Raw genomic sequence first — 20,810 nt, forward strand, 5'->3', positions numbered from 1 at the left:
TGCGGCGCCACCCGATCCTCGGCTTCTCGCGCATGCATACCGGCGTCGACTGGGCCGCGCCGCGCGGCACGCCGATCATCGCGGCGGGCAACGGCGTCGTCGAGAAGGCGGGCTGGGACTCCGGCGGCTACGGCAACCAGACGCTGATCCGCCACGCCAACGGCTACGTCTCCTCCTACAATCACCAGAGCGCGATCGCCAAGGGCATCAAGCCGGGCGTGAAGGTGCGGCAGGGCCAGGTGATCGGCTTCGTCGGCACGACCGGCCTCTCCACCGGCCCGCACCTGCACTACGAATTGATCGTCAACGGCAACAAGGTCGACGCGCTGAAGATCCGCCTGCCCGGCGGCAAGTCGCTGGAGGGCAAGGCCCTCGCCCAGTTCAAGACCGAGCGCAAGCGCATCGACGATCTCCTTGGCCACGGAAACGCGACGGAAGTGGCCGAAACGCACTGATATTCGGTATTGTACCCCTCATCTCCCCGGCCTCGGCTTGTGGAGAATGGCGGGGCAGGAATGCAAAAAGCGCGGGCCGGGACCCGCGCTTCTTTTTTATCAATGGTCTTCCGTCAGGCGGCCTTGTTCGCCGCACTTTGTCGCGGCGAGAAGAGCAACCGGTCGGAACCGGCCGTCACCTTGACGGTCGAGCCGTCCGGAATCTCGCCGGCGAGGATCTTCTCCGCCAGCGGATCCTGAAGGTGCTTCTGGATCGCCCGCTTCAGGGGACGCGCGCCGTAGACCGGATCGTAGCCCTTCTCGGCCAGCCAGTGCACGGCCTCCTCGTCGAGGTCGAGAACGATCTTGCGATCCACCAGCAGCTTGCGCAGGCGCTCCAGCTGGATATCGACGATCGCGCCCATTTCCGACCGCCGCAGGCGATGGAACAGGATGATCTCGTCGACGCGGTTCAGGAATTCCGGCCGGAATGCCATCTTGACGACATCCATCACCTGGTCACGGACCGTATCGCTGTCCTCGTTCTCACCGAGCGCCGTCAGATATTCGGCGCCGAGGTTCGAGGTCATGATGATCATCGTGTTGCGGAAGTCGACGGTGCGGCCCTGGCCATCGGTCAGGCGGCCGTCGTCGAGGACCTGCAGCAGCACGTTGAAGACATCCGGATGCGCCTTCTCGATCTCGTCGAACAGCACGACCTGATAAGGCCGGCGGCGGACGGATTCGGTGAGCGCACCACCTTCCTCATAGCCGACATAGCCGGGAGGCGCGCCGATCAGCCGGGCAACGGAGTGCTTCTCCATATATTCCGACATGTCCATGCGCTGGATCGCCGTCTCGTCGTCGAAGAGGAAGCGGGCGAGCGCCTTGGTCAGCTCCGTCTTGCCGACACCGGTCGGACCGAGGAAGATGAACGAGCCGATAGGCCGGTTCGGATCCTGCAGGCCGGCGCGGGCACGGCGGACGGCGCGGGAGACTGCCTGAACGGCATCGCCCTGGCCGACGACCCACTTGCCGAGTTCGTCTTCCATGCGCAGCAGCTTGTCGCGCTCGCCTTCCAGCATCTTGTCCACGGGGATGCCCGTCCAGCGGGAGACCACATGGGCGATGTTGTCGGGGGTCACGACCTCCTGCACCATCGGATCGATATCGCTCGCATCACGGCCTTCGGCCTCCTCAAGCTCCTTTTCGAGCTTCGGGATAATGCCGTAGGCAAGCTCGCCGGCGCGCTGGAACTCACCCTTGCGCTGGGCAATGGCCAGTTCGTTGCGCAGCTCGTCGAGCTGGCGCTTGAGATCGGCGGCGCGGCCGAGCTTGGACTTTTCCGCCTGCCAGCGCGCGGTCAGCGCATCGGCTTCCTCTTCCAGCGCAGCCAGGTCGATCTCGAGCTTTTCGAGCCGGTCCTGCGACGAGCGGTCGGTCTCCTTCTTCAGGGCCTCGCGCTCGATCTTGAGCTGGATGATGCGGCGGTCGAGTTCGTCGAGCTCTTCCGGCTTGGAATCGACCTGCATGCGCAGCCGCGAGGCGGCTTCGTCCATCAGGTCGATCGCCTTGTCCGGCAGGAAGCGATCCGTGATGTAGCGGTTGGAAAGCGTCGCGGCGGCAACGAGGGCCGAATCGGAGATGCGGACCTTGTGGTGCTGCTCGTACTTTTCCTTCAGGCCGCGCAGGATCGAGATCGTGTCCTCGACGGTCGGCTCGTCCACCATGACGGGCTGGAACCGGCGGGCAAGCGCCGCATCCTTCTCGACATGCTTGCGGTACTCGTCGAGCGTGGTCGCGCCGACGCAGTGCAGCTCGCCGCGGGCAAGCGCGGGCTTCAGCAGGTTGGAGGCGTCCATCGCCCCATCCGCCTTGCCGGCGCCGACCAGCGTGTGCATCTCGTCGATGAACAGGATGATCTCGCCGTCTTCCGCCTGCACTTCGGCAAGAACGGCCTTCAGGCGCTCCTCGAATTCACCGCGATATTTCGCACCGGCGATCAGCGCGCCCATGTCGAGCGCCATCAGCTTCTTGTCCTTCAGGCTTTCCGGCACGTCACCATTGACGATGCGCAGCGCAAGGCCCTCGGCGATGGCGGTCTTGCCGACGCCGGGCTCGCCGATGAGGACGGGGTTGTTCTTGGTGCGGCGCGACAGGACCTGGATCGTTCGGCGGATTTCGTCGTCACGGCCGATCACGGGATCAAGCCGGCCTTCCCGCGCATCCGCCGTGAGGTCACGGGCGAATTTCTTCAGCGAATCGAAACCCTGCTCGGCGCTCGCCGTATCGGCGGTGCGACCCTTGCGGATGTCGTTGATCACCTGGTTGAGCGAGGTCGGCGTCACGCCGGCCTTGGCGAGGATTTCCGAGGTCGCGGCCGACTTCTCGATGGCAAGCGCCAGCAGCAGGCGTTCGACGGTGACGAAGCTGTCACCCGCCTTCTTGGCGGCTTCTTCCGCGGTGGAGAAGACTTTTGCGAGCGGCTGGGCGAGATAGACCTGCCCGTTGCCGCCGGAAACCTTCGGCAGCTTGGCAAGCGCGGCATCGTTGGCGATCCGCGCGTCGCGCGCGTTGCCGCCGGCCCGCTCGATCAGCGAGGTCGCCATGCCCTGCTCGTCATCGAGCAGGACCTTCAGAACGTGTTCGGGCGTGAACTGCGGATTGCCGTCCGCAAGCGCCTTCGTCTGGGCGGATTGCAGGAACCCGCGAACGCGTTCGGAGTATTTTTCGATATTCATCATCAGCCTCCATAACTCGGCCGGCCCATCAGGCACCGGTCGACGATTCAGGATAGGGCTCCCGTCAAGGCAAGCCCTTCATGGTGCGGTCGCCGGCTCGGGCCGGGCAACCGCCTGAAACGAATATGGTGGAGGGATTTTCGGAATTAAAGGGAGCGGCCTGCCGGCGGAAACAGATTTTTCGGAACACCGGTTGCGCAAACGCAAGAACCCGGCGCAAGGCCGGGTTCTTCAATGGATCGATGGAACGGAAGCTTATTCCGAAGCCGCTTCCAGTGCCGGGGCATCGCCGTCGGACGGCTGATCGCCTTCGGCCGCCTGGCCTTCGCCGCGGCGCGGGCGACGCGGGCGGGCCGCATTGCGGCGGCGCGGCGCGCGGCCGCCTGCCGGAGCGGCGGCATCCTCGTCGAGGGCGACCTCGGCGGGCGTGCCCTCGATCACCGGCTGCGGGCCGGAGCCGTCATCGACAACGACCGGCTGCTCCATCTGAGCGGCGGCAACGGGTGCCTGCTCCTCGACGGGCGTCGAATCGATTTCGTCGTGATCGCGGTCGAAGCCGTCACGATCGTTGAAATCGCCGCGGTCGGCATTGTCGGAGCGCTCGTCACGCGGGAAGCGTTCCTGCATCTGCGCCTGTGCGGCAGCTATGATGCGGTTGTAGTGCTCGGCGTGCTGGAGATAGTTCTCCGCCATGACACGGTCGCCGGCGCTTTGGGCGTCCCGGGCAAGCGCAGAGTATTTCTCGGCGATGTGCTGAGCCGTGCCCCTGATCTTCACGTCCGGACCCGAGCTGTCGTAGGTCCGCGTCAGGGGATTGCCGCCCTTGCGGTGGTTGTTATTGTTATTGTTGTTATTATTGTTGTTATTACGCCCGCGGCCGCGCTTGTTTTGCTGTCCTGGCCTCATATGTCACTCACCTAACGTATCGTGTCTTGATGATTCATGTGTCTGCAGGCTTGATCGGGACACGCCAGATCAAGCATCCTTACCTGCGGGCAAACCACGCCGGTCGGTGGTCCTGTCGCCGTAAGACGTCAAATTAACAGGTACCCGCACAGGGCAGTCTCAACCCTAGCAACTCTTCGAGAGAGCAATCCTCGCGATCGGGTCATACAGGATCAAATCCCTTACGCATGACCTCTTGCCCAGTGCGTGGCCGCAAACTATCCCGCTTCCTTCACAATTCCAAGCCTTTTCTTTGCGGCTGCGAAATTTGCTGCACTTGCGCAGCGAAATCACACAGTTCCTGCTCTTGTGAAGACGAGAACGCGGTCGTTGCCGCCAAGATCCTGCACCGCCTCGATGCGTGCGAAACCCTGTTCGCGCATGATCGCGGTGACCTGATCCTTCTGGTCGTAACCGATCTCGTAAGCCACCAGGCCGTTTTCCCGAAGATGAGCACCCGCACCCGCCGCAATGGCCCGATAGGCATCCAGCCCGTCGTCTCCGCCATCCAGCGCAAGGATCGGATCATGGAGCCGGACCTCTTCGTCCAGCGTTCCGACTACGGAGCGGACGATATAGGGCGGATTTGACACGATGATGTCGAACGCCCCGGCCACGGCTGCAAACCAGTCGCTCTCGACCGTCTCGAAGCGGTCGGCGACGCCGTTGATATCGGCATTGCGCCGCGCCGTTTCAAGGGCTCCCGTCGAAAGATCGGCGCCGATCCCGGTCGCGCCGGGCACGAGGTCGAGAAGAGCAAGGCAGATCGCGCCGGTTCCCGTGCCGAGATCGAGGATCCGGCAGCCGCCACCCGCGACCATCCTCAACGCATGGGGCACGAGCGCGTCGACGAGGACTTCCGTATCCGGCCGCGGCTCCAGCGTTTCGGGGGAAAGCATGAGGTCGAGCCGCGAAAAGGCCCGGTGGCCGAGGATGCGGTGCGCCGGCTCGCGCGCCACGCGCCGCGCCAATGCATCCTCGATCATCGCTCTTTCGGACGCATCCAGCAGGCGCGCGCCATCGGTGACGAAGGCGGTGGAGGAAAGCTTGAGAAGGCCGGCGATCAGCAGCCGCGCATCCTGCGCGCCGTCCGCAATGCCCGCCGCACAAAGCCGGCGCCGCGCCGCCGCCAGCGTTTCGGCGAGCGTCGCGCCGCTCATCGGCCCTGTTCGCCGAGCTGCGCCAGCTGACCCGCCTGATAGTCCGCCAGCAGCGCATCGACCACTTCGTCGATTTCGCCGATCATCATCCGGTCGAGCTTGTAGAGCGTCAGGTTGATGCGGTGGTCCGTGACGCGGCCCTGCGGAAAATTATAGGTGCGGATGCGCTCGGAACGGTCGCCCGAGCCGACCTGGCTCTTGCGGTCTGCCGAGCGCTCGCTGTCGGCGCGCTGGCGCTCCATGTCATAGAGCCGCGAACGCAGGATCTGCATGGCCTTGGCGCGGTTCTGGTGCTGCGACTTTTCCGAGCTCGTCACGACGAGGCCCGTTGGCAGGTGGGTAATGCGCACGGCCGAGTCCGTCGTGTTGACGTGCTGGCCGCCGGCACCGGAGGAACGCATCGTGTCGATGCGGATGTCTTCCGGCCGGATTTCGATGTCGATTTCCTCGGCTTCCGGCAGAACGGCGACCGTGGCGGCGGAGGTGTGGATACGCCCGCTCGCCTCCGTCTCCGGCACGCGCTGAACACGGTGCACGCCCGATTCGAACTTCAGCTTGGCGAAGACGCCGCGCCCGGTGATCGTCGCGATGATTTCCTTGAAGCCGCCGGCCTCGCCTTCGCTGGAGGAGATGACCTCCACCTTCCAGCCATGGGCGGCGGCGTAGCGCTCGTACATGCGGAAGAGATCGCCGGCGAACAGCGCCGCTTCGGAGCCGCCCGTGCCGGCGCGGATTTCGAGGATCGCGCTCTTCTCGTCGGCCGCGTCCTTGGGGAGAAGCAGGATCTGCATCTCCTTTTCGAGGCCCTCGAGCCGTTCCTTCAGGTCCGGCAGTTCCATTTCCGCAAGATCGCGCATCTCGCGGTCCGTCGCCTTGTCGGCGAGCAGCACCTCCAGGTCGGCGATCTCTCCATTGACCTTCTCGTATTCGCGCACCTTCGCGACGACGGGCTGAAGCTCGGAATATTCCGAGGCGAGACGCACATAGGTCTCCGAATCCGGCCCCGCCGACATGCGCGCCTCGATCTCGCCGAAACGGCGTTCAAGTTCGCGCATCTTTTCAACGGGAAGCTTCGCCACCGTTCAACTCCAGTCAGATCTTTAAAGCGGAATGCCGTTCTCGGCCGCAAAGTCGGTGAGAATCTGGCGAATGGACGCCGTCGGCTTCAAATCGTCGATGGCCGGGGTCAGCACCGCCTCCAGCTTGCCCGCGTCGAGCGCCAGCAGCATCGACTTCACCGGCCCGATCGCCGCCGGCGACATGGAGACCGAACGGAAGCCGATGCCGAGCAGCGCCATCGCCGAGATCGGCTTGCTCGCCATCTCGCCGCAGAGCGTCACGGACGTATCATTGCGGATGCCGGCGCGCACGATGTCGCGCAGGATACGCAGGAACGGCCGGCCGAGCGTGTCGAAACGGTCGGAGACGCGGGCATTGCCCCTGTCCACCGCCATCGCGAACTGGAAGAGATCGTTCGAGCCGACCGAAACGAAATCGACCTCCGCCATCAATTCGTCGAGCTGCCAGAGCAGCGACGGCACTTCCAGCATGGCGCCGAACTGCAGTTTTTTCGGCAGTTGCTCGCCGAGCTTCGACTGGCGCTGAATCTCCTTCTGCAGGAGATCGCGGACCTCGCGGAGCTCGGAAACCTCCGTCACCATCGGCAGCATCAGCCGGAGATCGGCCCCGGCCGTCGCCCGCAGCATGGCGCGAAGCTGGGTGCGCAGAAGGCCAGGCCGGTCGAGCGACAGGCGGATGGCGCGCCAGCCGAGCGCCGGGTTCTCTTCCTCCGCCGCGCGGAAATAGGGCACGACCTTGTCGCCGCCGATATCCAGCGTGCGGAAGGTAACGGGGCGTCCGCCCGCATGCTTCAGCACATTGCGGTAAAAGGCTTCCTGCTCTTCCGCCTTCGGCATGGTCGAGGCGATCATGAACTGGAGCTCGGTGCGGAAGAGGCCGATGCCGGATGCGCCCGATTCGTTGAGATGCGGCAGGTCGACCAGAAGGCCGGCATTCATCTGGAGATTGATCTCGCAGCCGTCCTTCGTGACCGGTTCGACGGCCCGCAGCGCCCGGTACTGTTCCTGCCGGCGGGCGCGGAACCGCACCTTCTCCTCGTAGGAACGCTGAAGATCGGGAAGCGGCCGCAGATGCACCCGGCCGTCGTCCCCGTCGATGATGATGGGATCGCCGTTTTCCGCAAGCGCCACCGCACCGGCCGCCTGGCCGACGACCGGAATGCCCATGGCCCGCGCGACGATCACCACATGGCTCGTCACCGCGCCTTCCTCCAGCACGAGGCCGCGCACGTTCTCGCGCGGATAGTCGAGCAGTTCGGCAGCCCCCATGGCGCGCGCGACGACGATCGCGTCGTTGGGGAAGCTGCTCGCCGAAAGCTTGGCGCCATAGCCGGTGAGCTGGCGCAGGAGGCGGTTCGCAAGATCGTCGAAATCGTGCATGCGCTCGCGCAGATAAGGATCCGTCAGGCGGATCATCCTCGCCTTGGTCTCGCTCTGCACCCGCTCGACCGCCGCTTCCGCCGTCAGGCCATTGCGGATCGCCTCTTCGAGCTTCCTCACCCAGCCGCGGTCATGGGCGAACATGCGGTAGGTCTCCAGCACCTCGCGGTGCTCGCCCTCCATGGAAATCTCGCGGCGCGACAGCATGTCGTCGATGGAGATGCGCAGCGAACCGAGCGCCTCGGCAAGCCGGCCGAGTTCATGCTCGGAATCTTCGTTGAGCAGGTTCGTGACGACGATGCGCGGCTCGTGCAGGACGACATAGCCAAGGCCGATGCCTTCGCCGAAGCTCGACCCCTCGATGCCCACGGGGCGGGAAAGATCGAGCTCGAGGCCGGGCTTGGTGAGCTTCTTCAGCTCGCCCGTCGCCACCATCTCGGCGATCACCATCGCCGTCGTTTCGAGCGCCTCGACCTCGTCCTCGCGATAGGTCCGGCTTGCCTTGTTCTGCACGACGAGAACGCCGAGCGCCCGGCCGGTGCGCAGGATCGGAACGCCGAGGAAGGAGTGATAGATCTCCTCGCCCGTTTCCGGGAGATAAGTGAAGGCGGGGTGCGACTGGGCGTCGGAAAGGTTCAGCGGCCGCGCGGAGGCCGCGATGGTGCCGACGAGGCCCTGGCCCATCTTGAGCTGGGCAAGGTGCACGGCGCCGGGATTGAGGCCTTCGGTGGCATAGAGTTCGAGAACGCCGTCGGAGCGTAGCACATAGACGGAACACACCTCCGCGACCATGTTCTGCGCGATCTGGCGCACGATCTGGTCAAGGCGCTCCTGCGGCTCGAGCGGCTCCGCCATCAGTTCGCGCAGCCGCTTGAGAAGAACGCGCGGACCCGCGGAGAGGTCTCTCATCGCGTGGCGTCTCCCGAAAATGTCGTTACCCGCCGGCGCACCCGGGGCCGGCGATCAAAGATCGGCGCCGAGTCGGCCGGTTCTTACTTCTTATCGAGACCGTAGACGGAATGCAAAGTCCGAACGGCGAGTTCGGCATAGGGGCCGTCGATCAGGATGGAAATCTTGATCTCGGAGGTGGTGATCGCCTTGATGTTGATGCCCTTCTCGGCAAGCGCACGGAAGGCGGAGGCGGCAACGCCCGCATGGCTGCGCATGCCGATGCCGATGACCGAGACCTTCACGAGGCCCGTCTCGTGCTGGATCACGTCAAAGCCCACGGTCTCCTTGGCGCCTTCGAGAACCTTGATCGCCTTCTCCATGTCGCCGGAAGGAACGGTGAAGGTCATGTCGGTCTTCGAGCCGTCCTCGGAAATGTTCTGGACGATCATGTCGACATTGATATGGGACTCGGCCAGCGGGCCGAAGATCGCGGCCGAAACGCCCGGCCGGTCGGCGACGCGGCGGAGCGAGATCTGCGCTTCATCCTTGGCATAGGCAATGCCCGTTACGACTTCCTGTTCCACGATCTCATCCTCATCACAAATCAGCGTACCGGGCGGGTTCAGAAGATCGCCCATGCCCGGTGCATCGGGATCCTCGAAAGAGGAGCGAACGAAGGTGCGGACCTTGTGCACCATGGCGAGCTCGACCGAGCGCACCTGCAGCACCTTGGCGCCGAGCGAAGCCATTTCGAGCATTTCCTCGAAGGCGATCTTCTTCAGACGACGGGCCTTCGGCTCGATGCGCGGGTCGGTCGTGTAGACGCCGTCCACATCGGTATAGATGTCGCAGCGGTCCGCCTTGACGGCGGCGGCGATAGCGACGGCCGATGTGTCCGAGCCGCCGCGGCCGAGCGTGGCGACGCGGTTGTCCGGGCCGAGACCCTGGAAGCCGGCGACGACGGCGACCTGGCCCTCGCCCATGCGGCGAACCATTTCCGCACCGTCGATGTCGAGGATGCGGGCGGCGCCGTGGGCGTTGTCGGTGCGGATCGGGATCTGCCAGCCCTGCCAGGAGCGGGCATTGATGCCCATCGACTGGAGCGCAACGGCCAGAAGCCCGGCGGTGACGAGTTCACCCGAGGCGACGATGGCGTCGTATTCGCGCGCATCGTAGAAGGGCGAGGACGCACCCGTGACCTTCGGCATGTTCTGCACCCAGGCGACGAGCTCGTTGGTCTTGCCGGACATGGCCGAAACGACGACGGCGACCTCGTGGCCGGCATCGACCTCGCGTTTCACATGGCGGGCCACATTGTGGATACGGTCGAGGTCAGCGACGGACGTTCCGCCGAATTTCATCACGATGCGTGCCATGTGTGTGTACCGCTATTCCAGATATCGCGCGAGCGCGCGGGAGAAACCGCGGGGTCTCTTAGCGGAAGACCCCGCACAGCGCAATGCATGGTTTCCGCAAACTGTACCAATCGGTACGCTTCGCGGACGAAAAGGCCCGCGCACCTTGCGGCACGCGGGCAAAGGGGATCGGATGACGATGGCCGCGGGCGGCGTGCCGCCCGCAAGCCTTGTTACTTCTGCCAGCTCTTGACGAGTTCGTCGTAGTTGACGGTCTGGGGCTTTTCCTTCTCGTTCTCGATCTTGAGCTGCGGAGCGAGGTTGCCCTTGGCGACGGCGTCCTTGTTCCAGTATTCGAGATCGTGCTCCTCGGCGAGCTTCGGCCCCATGTCGCCCTGAACGCCGGCGCGTTCGAGGCGGCTCAGAACCTTTTCCTGCTCAGCGCACAGTGAATCCATGGCTTCCTGCGCGGTCTTGGCGCCGGATGCCGCATCGCCAATCGCCTGCCACCAGAGCTGGGCGAGCTTCGGATAGTCCGGAATGTTCGTGCCGGTCGGCGACCACTGCAGACGGGCCGGCGAACGGTAGAACTCGACGAGGCCGCCGAGCTTCGGCGCGCGATCGGTGAAGGACTTGTGATCGAGCGTGGACTGGCGGATGAAGGTGAGGCCGACATGGCTCTTCTTCACGTCGACGGTCTTGGACGTCACGAACTGCGCATAGAGCCAGGCGGCCTTCGCGCGATCGTCCGGGGTGGACTTCATCAGCGTCCAGGAACCGGCGTCCTGGTAGCCGAGCTTCATGCCGTCCTTCCAGTAGACGCCATGCGGCGACGGAGCGAAGCGCCACTTCGGCGTGCCGTCCGCGTTCACGACCGGCAGGCCTTCCTTCACGAAGTCGGCGGTGAAGGCCGTATAGGTGAACATCTGCTGGGCGACTTCGCCCTGCGAGGGAACGGGGCCGGATTCAGAGAAGTTCATGCCGCCTGCCGATGGCGGAGCATAGGCCTTGATCCAGTCGAGATACTTCTGGATGGCATAGACCGAGGCCGGGCCGTTGGTGTCGCCGCCGCGCGCGACGCACGAGCCGACCGGACGCGAGTTCTCGTCGACCTTGATGCCCCATTCGTCGACCGGCAGGCCGTTCGGGATGCCCTTGTCGCCGTTGCCGGCCATGGAGAGCCAGGCATCGGTGAAGCGCCAGCCGAGCGACGGGTCCTTCTTGCCGTAGTCCATGTGACCGAAGACCTTCTTGCCGTCGATCTCGCGGCCGGTGAAGAATTCGGCGATGTCCTCGTAAGCCGACCAGTTGACCGGAACGCCGAGGTCGTAGCCGTACTTCGCCTTGAAATCCGCCTTGTTCTTCTCGTCGTTGAACCAGTCGTAGCGGAACCAGTAGAGGTTCGCGAACTGCTGGTCGGGAAGCTGGTAGAGCTTGCCGTCCGGCGCAGTCGTGAAGGACTTGCCGATGAAGTCGTCGACGTCGAGACCGGGGTTGGTGACGTCCTTGCCTTCATTCGCCATGAAGTCGGTCAGCGCGCGGGCCTGCTTGTAGCGCCAGTGCGTGCCGATGAGGTCCGAGTCGTTGACATAGGCGTCGTAGATGTTCTCGCCCGACTGCATCTGCGTCTGCAGCTTCTCGATGACGTCGCCCTCGCCGATGAGGTCGTGCGTGATCTTGATGCCGGTGATGGCGGTGAAGGCCGGCGCAAGGACCTTCGATTCGTATTCATGCGTGGTCAGCGTTTCGGAAACGACCTTGATGTCCATGCCGGCGAAGGGCTTGGCGGCATCGACGAACCATTGCATTTCCTTTTCCTGGTCGGCGCGCGACAGCGACGAGAGATCGCCGATCTCCGAATCCAGGAACTTCTTGGCAGCATCCATGTCCGCGAATGCGGAGCCGGTGAACGCCAGCAGCAGGACTGCCGTCGTCGTCAGAAGTTGCTTTCGCATTTTAGTCCTCCCTTGGGGTTTGCGATTGCAGTGCGAAGGCCCCCTCGTGTCTCCCCGGGGCCTCCATTCCGGGTGCCTAGACGAAGCGGAAAACGCCGATGGCGTAGACCACGGACAAGGCGAGAGCCCACCACAGGCTGGAGCCGACGAGGCCCAGCCATGCGAGTTGAATGAACGCCGAGCCGAGCAGCGACACGAACAACCGGTCGCCGCGCGTCGTCTCGAAGCGCAGGATGCCGACGCGCGGGGCACCGCCCGGCCGAGCATATTCCCAGACCGCCATCAGCGCGATCAGCAGGAAGATGGTCAGGAAGAACATGGCCGTCGGGAACGACCAGGCCATCCAGCCGCCCGGAACGAGCGGGGCGAACCAGTCGCGCGCGCCGTCCTTGATCGGCAGCACCGTGACGAGCAGGCCCGTGGCGGCGGCATAGATGGCGAGCACCACGGCGAGCGCCACGGGCCAGCGATTGTTGCGGTTGGCGACGGCAGCCATCGGCCCCTCCCCCTCAGACGCGGCCAAGGGCAAAGCCCTTGGCGATGTAGTTGCGGACGAAATAGATCACGAGCGCGCCGGGGATGATGGTCAGCACGCCGGCCGCGGCCAGCACGCCCCAGTCCATGCCGGAGGCCGAGACCGTGCGCGTCATCGTGGCGGCGATGGGCTTGGCGTCCGTCGTCGTCAGCGTGCGGGCGATCAGCAGCTCGACCCAGGAAAACATGAAGCAGAAGAAGGCGGCGACCCCGATGCCCGAGGCGATCAGCGGCACGAAGATCTTCGTGAAGAAGCGCGGGAAGGAATAGCCGTCGATATAGGCGGTCTCGTCGATCTCCTTCGGCACGCCCGACATGAAGCCTTCCAGGATCCAGACGGCGAGCGGCACGTTGAACAGGCAATGCGCGATGGCGACGGCGATATGCGTGTCGATCAGGCCGAAGGCCGAATAGAGCTGGAAGAACGGCAGCGCGAAGACGGCTGGCGGCGCCATGCGGTTGGTCAGGAGCCAGAAGAACAGGTGTTTGTCGCCGAGGAAACGGTAGCGCGAGAAGGCATAGGCCGCCGGCAGCGCCACCGCGATCGAGATGATCGTGTTCAGGACCACGTAGATGATCGAGTTGATATAGCCGGAATACCAAGCCGGATCGGTGAAGATGACGGCATAGTTCCGCAGCGTCGGCGTCTGCGGCCACAGCGAGAAGACGCCGGTGATCTCGGTATTCGTCTTGAAGCTCATGTTGACGAGCCAGTAGATCGGCAGCATCAGGAAGACGATGTAGAGGGTCGGCACGACCCAGGAGAAGCTGCGCTTGCTGCCGGCGCCGGCTCTTGCGCCGGCGCTGCTCGCAACGCTCGTTCCGATGGTGGTTGCAGTGGTTGCCTGTGAGGTCATGGTTTCCTCCCTCACGCCTGTTCGTCGCTGCTGGTCATGACCGTGTAGAAGATCCACGACAGAAGCAGGATGATCAGGAAGTAGATGATGGACATGGCCGCGGCCGGGCCAAGGTCGAACTGGCCGATCGCCATCTTGACGAGGTCGATCGAAAGGAACGTGGTCGAGTTGCCGGGGCCGCCGCCGGTGACGACGAAGGGCTCGGTATAGATCATGAAGCTGTCCATGAAGCGCAGCAGGAAGGCGATGAGCAGCACGCGCTTCATCTTCGGAAGCTGGATGTAGCGGAACACCGCCCAGCGCGAGGCGCCGTCGATCTTGGCGGCCTGGTAATAGGCCTCGGGGATCGAGACGAGGCCGGCATAGCACAGCAGCACGACGAGGCTCGTCCAGTGCCAGACGTCCATGACGATCAGCGTGACCCAGGCGTCGAAGACGTTGTTCACGTAATTGTAGTTGAAGCCGAGCCCGTCGAGCACGCGGCCGAGCAGGCCGATGTCGACGCGGCCGAAGACCTGCCAGATCGTGCCGACGACGTTCCACGGAATGAGCAGCGGCAGCGCCATCAAAACGAGGCAGACCGGCACGCCGAGGCCCTTCTTCGGCATGTTGAGCGCGATCAGGATGCCGAGCGGGATCTCGATGACGAGGATGATCGCGGAGAAGAGCAGGTTGCGGCCGAGCGCTTCCCAGAAGCGGTCGGATTCAAGAACGTCCGTGAACCAGCCGACGCCGTTCCAGAAGAACTCGTTGTTGCCGAACGTGTCCTGCACCGAATAGTTCACGACGGTCATCAGCGGCACGATGGCCGAGAAGGCCACCAGCAGCAGCATCGGCAGCACCATGAACCAGGCCTTGTTGTTCCAGGTCTTGTTCATCGTCAGCCCTCCCTGCCGACACGCCAGCTATCGGCGTAGATGTTGATGGCGGCGGGGTCGAAGGTGACACGCGGATCGGCCGGGATCTCGCCGTCCTCCGGCACGACGATGGCGATCGGCTTGCCGGCGAATTCCGCCCGCACGATCTTCTGACGGCCGATATCCTCGACCTTGCTGATCGAGACGGGCATGCCGTCGCGGGAAAGCGAGATGAATTCCGGGCGGATGCCGAGTTCCGTCCTGGCGCCGGCGGCGATCTCCGGCGAATAGCCGAGGGTGATCGTCTCCTCGCCGACCTTGACGCTGCCGCCGTCGATGGCGGCCGGCAGGACGTTCATGCCCGGTGAGCCGATGAAATAGCCGACGAAGGTGTGGCTCGGCTTTTCGAAGAGCTCGGCCGGCGTGCCGATCTGCACGATCTGGCCGTCATACATCACGACGACCTTGTCGGCGAAGGTCAGCGCTTCGGTCTGGTCGTGCGTGACATAGACCATGGTGAAGCCGAACTGGCGGTGCAGCTTCTTGAGCTGCGAGCGCAGCACCCATTTCATATGCGGGTCGATGACCGTCAGCGGCTCGTCGAACAGGATGGCGTTGACGTCGTTGCGCACGAGGCCACGGCCGAGCGAGATCTTCTGCTTCTGGTCGGCGGTGAGGCCGCGCGCCGTCTTCTTCGCCCAGCCGGCAAGGTCGATCATTTCCAGGATCTCGCGCACACGCCGGTCGACGTCCGGCTCGGCGACGCCGCGGTTGCGCAGCGGGAAGGCGAGATTGTCGTAGACCGTCATCGTGTCGTAGATGACCGGGAACTGGAAGACCTGCGCGATGTTGCGCTCCTGCGTCGACAGGTACGTCACGTCCTTTCCGTCGAACAGGATGCGACCCTCCGACGGCTGCAGCAGGCCCGAGATGATGTTGAGCAGCGTGGTCTTGCCGCAGCCCGAGGGGCCGAGCAGCGCATAGGCACCGCCGTCGTTCCATTCGTGATGCACTTCCTTCAGCGCATAGTCCGCTTCGGACTTCGGCTTCTCGCCGTAGGAATGGCGGATGTGATCGAGGTTGATGCGTGCCATGGTCTTCTCCTCACGCCGCCGCGGCGGCCGGCTCGGCCATCGCCCTGCCATCCGCGCCGAACGCCATGAGATGGCGCGTGTCGACATGGACGGTGACGACCGCGTCGGGCTCGATGTCGTGGATGCCGGGCGCGAGCATGACCCAGCGGGTGCCCTCGAATTCGATATGGATGAAGCTCTCCGAGCCCGCGATCTCCGAAATCGCCGTGCGCGCCTTAAGGCTCGCGGAGGCCGGGCTCTGGCTGGAAAGCGAAAGATGATGCGGCTGGAAGGCGATGGTGCAGGGACCGTCCGACAGCGCGGAAAGATGCGCCGGCACCGGCAGCACCGGCTTGCCGCCAACCTCGAAATGGCCGCCGGTCTTCACGACCTGCATCGTGTTGAGCGGCGGATCGGCGAAGGTGCGGGCGGTCAGAAGGTCGTTCGGCCGGCGATAGACGTCGATGGTGCGGCCGAACTGGGTGATGCGCCCTTCCGACAGCGTCGCCGTGTTGCCGCCGAGAAGCAGCGCTTCGGAAGGCTCCGTCGTCGCATAGACGAAGATCGCGCCCGAGGCGGAAAAGATCTTCGGCAGCTCCAGCCGCAGTTCCTCGCGCAGCTTGTAGTCGAGATTGGCGAGCGGCTCGTCGAGCAGCACGAGGCTGGCATTCTTGACGATGGCGCGGGCGAGCGCCGTGCGCTGCTGCTGGCCGCCGGAAAGGTTGAGAGGCGTGCGGTCGAGATAGGGCGTCAGCTTCAGGAGCTCCGCCGCCTTGCGCACCTCGCGATCGATGGTCGCCGCATCGGCGCCCTTGATGCGCATCGGCGAGGCGATGTTCTCGTAGACGGTCATCGCCGGGTAGTTGATGAACTGCTGGTAGACCATGGCGACGCCGCGGTCCTGCACGCGCACGCCCGTCACGTCCTTGCCATCGAACCAGACGGAGCCGGAGGTCGGCTTGTCGAGCCCGGCCATCAGGCGCATCAGCGAGGTCTTGCCCGACAGCGTCGGGCCGAGCAGCACGTTCAGCGAGCCGCGCTCGAGCACGAGGTTGGTCGGGTGGATATGCGTATCCGCCCCCGCCACCTTCGCGATGTTTCTCAGTTCCAGCATTCCTGTCTCCGTCGTTCCTCCCAGCCACCGGATCGGGTGTGCTAGTGGGGCGCCGCCCTTGCAGCCGCCATGTAGTCTTCCAGCGCGGCCGCTTCCGCGGCCGTCAGATGCAATCCTCGTTTGGTCCGCCGCCACAGCACGTCCTCGGCGTGCCGGGCCCATTCTTCCTTCATCAGCCAGCGCACCTCGCGCTCGTAGAGATCGCTGCCGAAGTGCCGGCCGAGATCGTCCACCGTCTTTGCGCCCTCCAGCATCGCCTTCGCCCGCGTGCCGTAGAGGCGCACGAGCCGGCGGGCATGGGCGGGCGCGAGAAAGGGAAACTGCGCGACAAGTCCCTTCACCTCGGCATCGAAGCCGTCTACCGCAAAATCGCCGCCCGGCAGACGGGACCGGGCCGTCCAGCACTCCCCCTTCTCGCCGATCGCATCGCCGATCTTCTCCAGCGCCGATTCGGCAAGACGCCGGTAGGTGGTGAGCTTGCCGCCGAAGATGTTGAGCAGCGGGGCCTGCCCGTCGCCGCCCTCGACCTTCAGCACGTAGTCGCGCGTGGCTTCCTGCGCCTTGCTGGCGCCATCGTCGAAGAGCGGGCGCACGCCGGAATAGGTCCAGACGATGTCCTCGCGCTTCACCGGATCGGCGAAATACTCGCTCGCCGAGGCGCACAGATAGTCGATTTCCTCGTCGCTGATGCGCGCATCGCGCGGATCGCCCTGGTAGTCGCGGTCGGTCGTGCCGATCAGCGTGAACTCTTCCTGGTAGGGAATGGCGAACATGATACGCCCGTCCGGGTTCTGGAAGAAGTAGGCGCGCGGATCGGAGAATTTCTTCTTCACGACGATATGGCTGCCCTGCACCAGGCGGACATTGTGTACATCGTTGCGGCCAAAGGCCGAGGAGAGGACCTTGTCCACCCAGGGTCCGGCGGCGTTCACCAGCATGCGGGCGCGGACCGTCTCGCGGTCGCCCGTCGCGACATTCTCCGTCTCGACGTTCCAGTGGCCGTTCTCGCGCCGGGCGGTGACGACCTTGGTGCCGGTGCGGATATCCGCGCCGCGGTCGGCCGCGTCGCGCGCATTCAGCACCACGAGGCGCGCATCGTCCACCCAGCCGTCGGAATATTCGAAGGCCTTGCGGAAGAGCTTCTTCAGCGGCCCGCCTGCCGGGTCCTTCGCAAGGTCGAGCGTCGCGGTCGCCGGCAGCAGCTTGCGCCCGCCGATATAGTCGTAGAGGAAAAGGCCGAGGCGGATGAGCCAGGCCGGGCGCAGGCCGCCCTTCTGGAACGGCAGCACGAAGCGCATCGGCCAGATGACATGCGGCGCCATGGCCCAGAGCACTTCGCGCTCCATCAGCGCCTCGCGCACGAGGCGGAATTCGTAATGCTCCAGATAGCGCAGCCCGCCATGGATGAGCTTGGTCGAGGCGGAAGAGGTGCCGGAGGCGAAGTCCTTCATCTCGGCAAGCACGACCGAATAGCCGCGTCCCGCCGCATCGCGCGCGATGCCGCAGCCGTTGATGCCGCCACCGATGACGAAAATATCGCGGATCACGTCGCCGTCCAAATTCCCCTCCCATTTCGCATTGCACAAATTTGCGCAGTTGCGAAAGCATGGAGAGTTAAAACGAAAACATTTCGAATGTCAAACGAATGCGATCGGAAATACGATCAGGTTGTGTCAGGCCTGCGGCGCGGTCTCCACGAGACGCACGTCATGCTCCTGGCAAATGCTGCGAATCCCCTCGAAAGGACAGGTATCCGTGATGAATGTATGGACCTGCGAGAGGTGCCCGATACGCACCGGCGCGGTCCTTTCGAATTTCGTGGAATCCGAAACCAGGATGACATGGCGCGCATTCGCGATGATCGCCTGCGCCACCTTCACCTCGCGGTAGTCGAAATCGAGCAGCGCGCCGTCCTCGTCGATGGCCGAAACGCCGATGACGGCATAGTCCACCTTGAACTGGCGGATGAAATCCACCGCCGCCTCGCCGACGATGCCGCCGTCCGAACCGCGCACCACGCCGCCGGCAATCACCACCTCGATCGAGGGATAGACGCGCAACCGGTTGGCGACGTTGATGTTATTGGTGATGACCATCAGCTCCCTGTGCTCGAGCAACGCATCGCCGACGGCTTCCGTCGTCGTGCCGATATTGATGAAGAGCGAGGAATTGTCGGGGATCATGCCCGCGGCGGCGCGGCCGATCGCCTGTTTTTCCGGCGCGGCGATGGAGCGGCGGGCCTCGTATTTCACATTCTCGTTGCCGCTCGGGAAGAGCGCGCCGCCATGAATGCGCGTCAGCACCTTGTTGTCGCAGAGATCGTTGAGGTCCTTGCGGATGGTCTGGGGCGTCACGGAGAAGCGCGCCGCGAGGTCCTCCACGAGCACGCGGCCCTCGACCTTGGCGAGATCGACGATCTCCGCCTGGCGACCTGTCAGAAACATGGGCTCCTCCATTGCTTTCGTTTGTTTTCATAATATGCAAAAACGAAACCACATCAATTCACCCGCTCTGCCTTCTTGGAGTGCGGGCGTCTTTTTGGGATACTGCGTGGACGGCAGGTGACCGGGGAGGAAGACACATGTTTCATCCAGCCTTGTTCAAGGGCGCGAATGTCGTGGTGACCGGCGCGGGACGCGGCATCGGGCTGGAGATCGCCCGGCAGTTCCTCGATTGCGGCGCGCATGTGCTGCTACACGGCGGCCGCGCGGCGCATGGACCGCTTCCCGATTTCCTCGAAAACGCCGTCGCCGATGCGCGCGCCCACATGGTCTATTCGGACTTCCTCGTCGAAGGCGGCGTCGGTACGCTGCTGCAGCGGGTGGACAGCCTCTTCCCGCATGTCGACGTGCTGATCAACAATGCCGGCACCATGGTCGGCCGCTTTCCCGCCGCCGACCTCACCGACGAGGAATACGAGACCGTCGTGCGCCTCAACCAGACCTCCGTCGTCGAGGTGACGCGCGGCCTGCTGCGCTCGCTCCGCCGCGCGCCGCGCGCGGCCATCGTCAACACGGTGTCGATTTCGGCGCTGACCGGCGGCAGCCCCGGCTCGGCGATCTATTCCGCCACCAAGGCCTTCGTCGCCACCTATTCCAAGGGCCTTGCCCGCGAGCTCGCCCCGGACGGCATCCGCGTCAACTGCGTCTCGCCCGGCACGATCACTACGGATTTCCATTCGCGCTATTCCTCCGCCGAAAAGCTGGAGGCGACGCGCAGGACCATTCCCCTGCAGCGGCTCGGAACGGCGGAGGACTGCGCTCCCGCCTATCTCTTCCTCGCCTCCGATGCGCTCTCGGGCTACATCACCGGCCAGGTGCTGGAGGTGAACGGCGGCCAGCTCATCTGCTGACCGCTTTCGTCCTTACGCGTTGACGTCGATGACGACGCGCCCCTTCACCTTGCCGTCCAGAATGCGGTTCGCCAGTTCCGGCAGGTCGGAAAGACGGTGCTCGACCACCATCGCCTCCAGCTTCTCCATCGGCAGGTCGGCGGCGATGCGGTTCCAGGCGTCGACCCGCTGGTCGTAAGGCCGCATCACCGAATCGATGCCGAGCAGGCTGACGCCGCGCAGCAGGAACGGAATGACGGTGAAGGACGGAACGGCGGCCCCGGCGGCAAGGCCGACCGCGGCGACGGCCCCGCCATACTTCGTCTGCTTGAGCACCCGCGCCAGCATGTCGCCGCCGACGGCATCGATGGCGCCCGCCCAGCGCTCGGATTCGAGTGGCCGGCTGTTCTCCTCGGAAAGCTCGGAACGGTCGACGATCGTCTCCGCGCCGAGCTGCCTGAGATAGCCCGCCGCGTCCGGCCGCCCCGTGACCGCGGCGACGGAATAGCCGAGCCGGGCGAGTAGCGCGACGCCGACGGAGCCGACGCCGCCCGCCGCGCCCGTCACCAGGACCTCGCCCTTCAGCGGCGAAAGCCCGGCCTTCTCCAGCGCAATGACCGACAGCATGGAGGTGAGCCCCGCCGTGCCAATCGCCATGGCCTGGCGCGTCGAAAGCTCATCCGGCAGCGGCACCAGCCAGTCGGCCTTCACCTTGGCGCGCGTCGCAAAGCCGCCCCACCAGATCTCGCCGACCCGCCAGCCCGTCAGCACCACCCGGTCGCCGGGCCGGTAGCGCGGATCCTCGGACGCCTCGACCGTACCGGCGAAATCGACGCCCGGCACATGCGGGAAGGTGCGCACCAGCCCGCCCTTGCCGTTGATGCAGAGCCCGTCCTTGTAGTTGAGCGTCGAATATTCCACTGCGACGGTCACGTCGCCGTCGGGCAGCCGCGCGTCGTCGATTTCCTGGACCGAGGCGGAGACCGCCCCATCCCCGCCCTTTTCGACCAGCAATGCCTGAAACGTCATGGCGTCCTCCTCGTGATCCTCTTGCCGTAAGACGATATAGGGCGCGGGGCATTGGTGCCGCCACTGTTCTTTTGT

General features: G+C 64.7%; 16 protein-coding genes and 1 pseudogene (1 of these 17 running past the window's edge). 2 read left to right on the plus strand and 15 right to left on the minus strand.

All coding sequences use genetic code 11. From position 1 onward, the window contains the following. Window positions 1-455: the end of a M23 family metallopeptidase gene (locus ACZ48C_RS13815; protein WP_119259113.1), read on the plus strand. Its footprint begins 1,498 nt before the window's first position; the window shows 455 of its 1,953 coding nt (coding positions 1,499-1,953); its start codon lies off the left edge, out of view; the stop codon is at window positions 453-455. Window positions 456-568: 113 nt separating this feature from the next. Here the strand turns inward: ACZ48C_RS13815 and clpB are convergent, their stop codons facing one another. The 14 genes and pseudogenes from clpB to ACZ48C_RS13885 all read right to left on the minus strand — a co-directional run bounded on the left by clpB (window position 569) and on the right by ACZ48C_RS13885 (window position 18,819). Beyond that, window positions 569-3,175 carry an ATP-dependent chaperone ClpB gene (gene clpB, locus ACZ48C_RS13820; protein WP_464782813.1) on the minus strand — a complete coding sequence of 869 codons (2,607 nt, stop codon included), beginning with the start codon at window positions 3,173-3,175 and terminating at the stop codon, window positions 569-571. Between the two features lie 255 nt (window positions 3,176-3,430). After that, window positions 3,431-4,081 carry a DUF4167 domain-containing protein gene (locus tag ACZ48C_RS13825; protein ID WP_464781453.1) on the minus strand — a complete coding sequence of 217 codons (651 nt, stop codon included), beginning with the start codon at window positions 4,079-4,081 and terminating at the stop codon, window positions 3,431-3,433. Window positions 4,082-4,410: 329 nt separating this feature from the next. Then, window positions 4,411-5,280: a peptide chain release factor N(5)-glutamine methyltransferase gene (gene prmC, locus ACZ48C_RS13830; protein WP_464781454.1), complete on the minus strand. Its 870-nt coding sequence runs from the start codon at window positions 5,278-5,280 to the stop codon at window positions 4,411-4,413. After that, window positions 5,277-6,359: a peptide chain release factor 1 gene (gene prfA, locus ACZ48C_RS13835; RefSeq protein WP_119259110.1), complete on the minus strand. Its 1,083-nt coding sequence runs from the start codon at window positions 6,357-6,359 to the stop codon at window positions 5,277-5,279. Before prfA ends, prmC begins: the two co-directional genes overlap by 4 nt. 21 nt (window positions 6,360-6,380) lie before the next feature. Next, on the minus strand, window positions 6,381-8,648 hold the full coding sequence (gene ptsP, locus ACZ48C_RS13840) for a phosphoenolpyruvate--protein phosphotransferase (protein WP_119259109.1): 2,268 nt from the start codon (window positions 8,646-8,648) through the stop codon (window positions 6,381-6,383). Window positions 8,649-8,731: 83 nt separating this feature from the next. Next, complete coding sequence (locus tag ACZ48C_RS13845) at window positions 8,732-10,006, minus strand: aspartate kinase (RefSeq protein WP_119259108.1); 1,275 nt, start codon at window positions 10,004-10,006, stop codon at window positions 8,732-8,734. Window positions 10,007-10,218: 212 nt separating this feature from the next. Then, window positions 10,219-11,940: an ABC transporter substrate-binding protein gene (locus ACZ48C_RS13850; protein WP_464781455.1), complete on the minus strand. Its 1,722-nt coding sequence runs from the start codon at window positions 11,938-11,940 to the stop codon at window positions 10,219-10,221. 76 nt (window positions 11,941-12,016) lie between these two features. Further along, window positions 12,017-12,436, minus strand: coding sequence for a DUF2160 domain-containing protein (locus ACZ48C_RS13855; RefSeq protein ID WP_464781456.1), 420 nt, complete (start codon window positions 12,434-12,436; stop codon window positions 12,017-12,019). Window positions 12,437-12,449: 13 nt separating this feature from the next. Next, window positions 12,450-13,238, minus strand: a pseudogene (locus ACZ48C_RS13860) (carbohydrate ABC transporter permease); the annotation flags it as partial. Window positions 13,239-13,342: 104 nt separating this feature from the next. After that, window positions 13,343-14,209: a carbohydrate ABC transporter permease gene (locus ACZ48C_RS13865; RefSeq protein ID WP_234189610.1), complete on the minus strand. Its 867-nt coding sequence runs from the start codon at window positions 14,207-14,209 to the stop codon at window positions 13,343-13,345. 2 nt (window positions 14,210-14,211) lie between these two features. Beyond that, a complete protein-coding gene (locus ACZ48C_RS13870; RefSeq protein WP_464781457.1) occupies window positions 14,212-15,282 on the minus strand; it encodes an ABC transporter ATP-binding protein in 1,071 nt (356 codons plus the stop codon). A gap of 10 nt (window positions 15,283-15,292) precedes the next feature. Then, a complete protein-coding gene (locus tag ACZ48C_RS13875) occupies window positions 15,293-16,375 on the minus strand; it encodes an ABC transporter ATP-binding protein (RefSeq protein ID WP_464781458.1) in 1,083 nt (360 codons plus the stop codon). A 41-nt stretch (window positions 16,376-16,416) separates the two neighbouring features. Further along, entirely contained in the window at window positions 16,417-17,934 is a 1,518-nt protein-coding gene (gene glpD, locus ACZ48C_RS13880; protein ID WP_318910083.1) for a glycerol-3-phosphate dehydrogenase, read from the minus strand. 114 nt (window positions 17,935-18,048) lie between these two features. After that, on the minus strand, window positions 18,049-18,819 hold the full coding sequence (locus ACZ48C_RS13885; protein WP_313196258.1) for a DeoR/GlpR family DNA-binding transcription regulator: 771 nt from the start codon (window positions 18,817-18,819) through the stop codon (window positions 18,049-18,051). 137 nt (window positions 18,820-18,956) lie between these two features. On the opposite strand from ACZ48C_RS13885, the gene ACZ48C_RS13890 reads away from it, so the two are divergent. After that, the gene (locus tag ACZ48C_RS13890; RefSeq protein ID WP_463621778.1) at window positions 18,957-19,727 is read left to right on the plus strand and encodes an SDR family NAD(P)-dependent oxidoreductase; all 771 of its coding nucleotides are present in this window, start codon (window positions 18,957-18,959) and stop codon (window positions 19,725-19,727) included. A gap of 12 nt (window positions 19,728-19,739) precedes the next feature. Here the strand turns inward: ACZ48C_RS13890 and acuI are convergent, their stop codons facing one another. Next, a complete protein-coding gene (gene acuI, locus ACZ48C_RS13895) occupies window positions 19,740-20,735 on the minus strand; it encodes an acrylyl-CoA reductase (NADPH) (RefSeq protein WP_464781459.1) in 996 nt (331 codons plus the stop codon). Between the last annotated feature and the right edge of the window lie 75 nt (window positions 20,736-20,810).

The organism is Shinella sp. 1A1 (assembly GCF_055379515.1).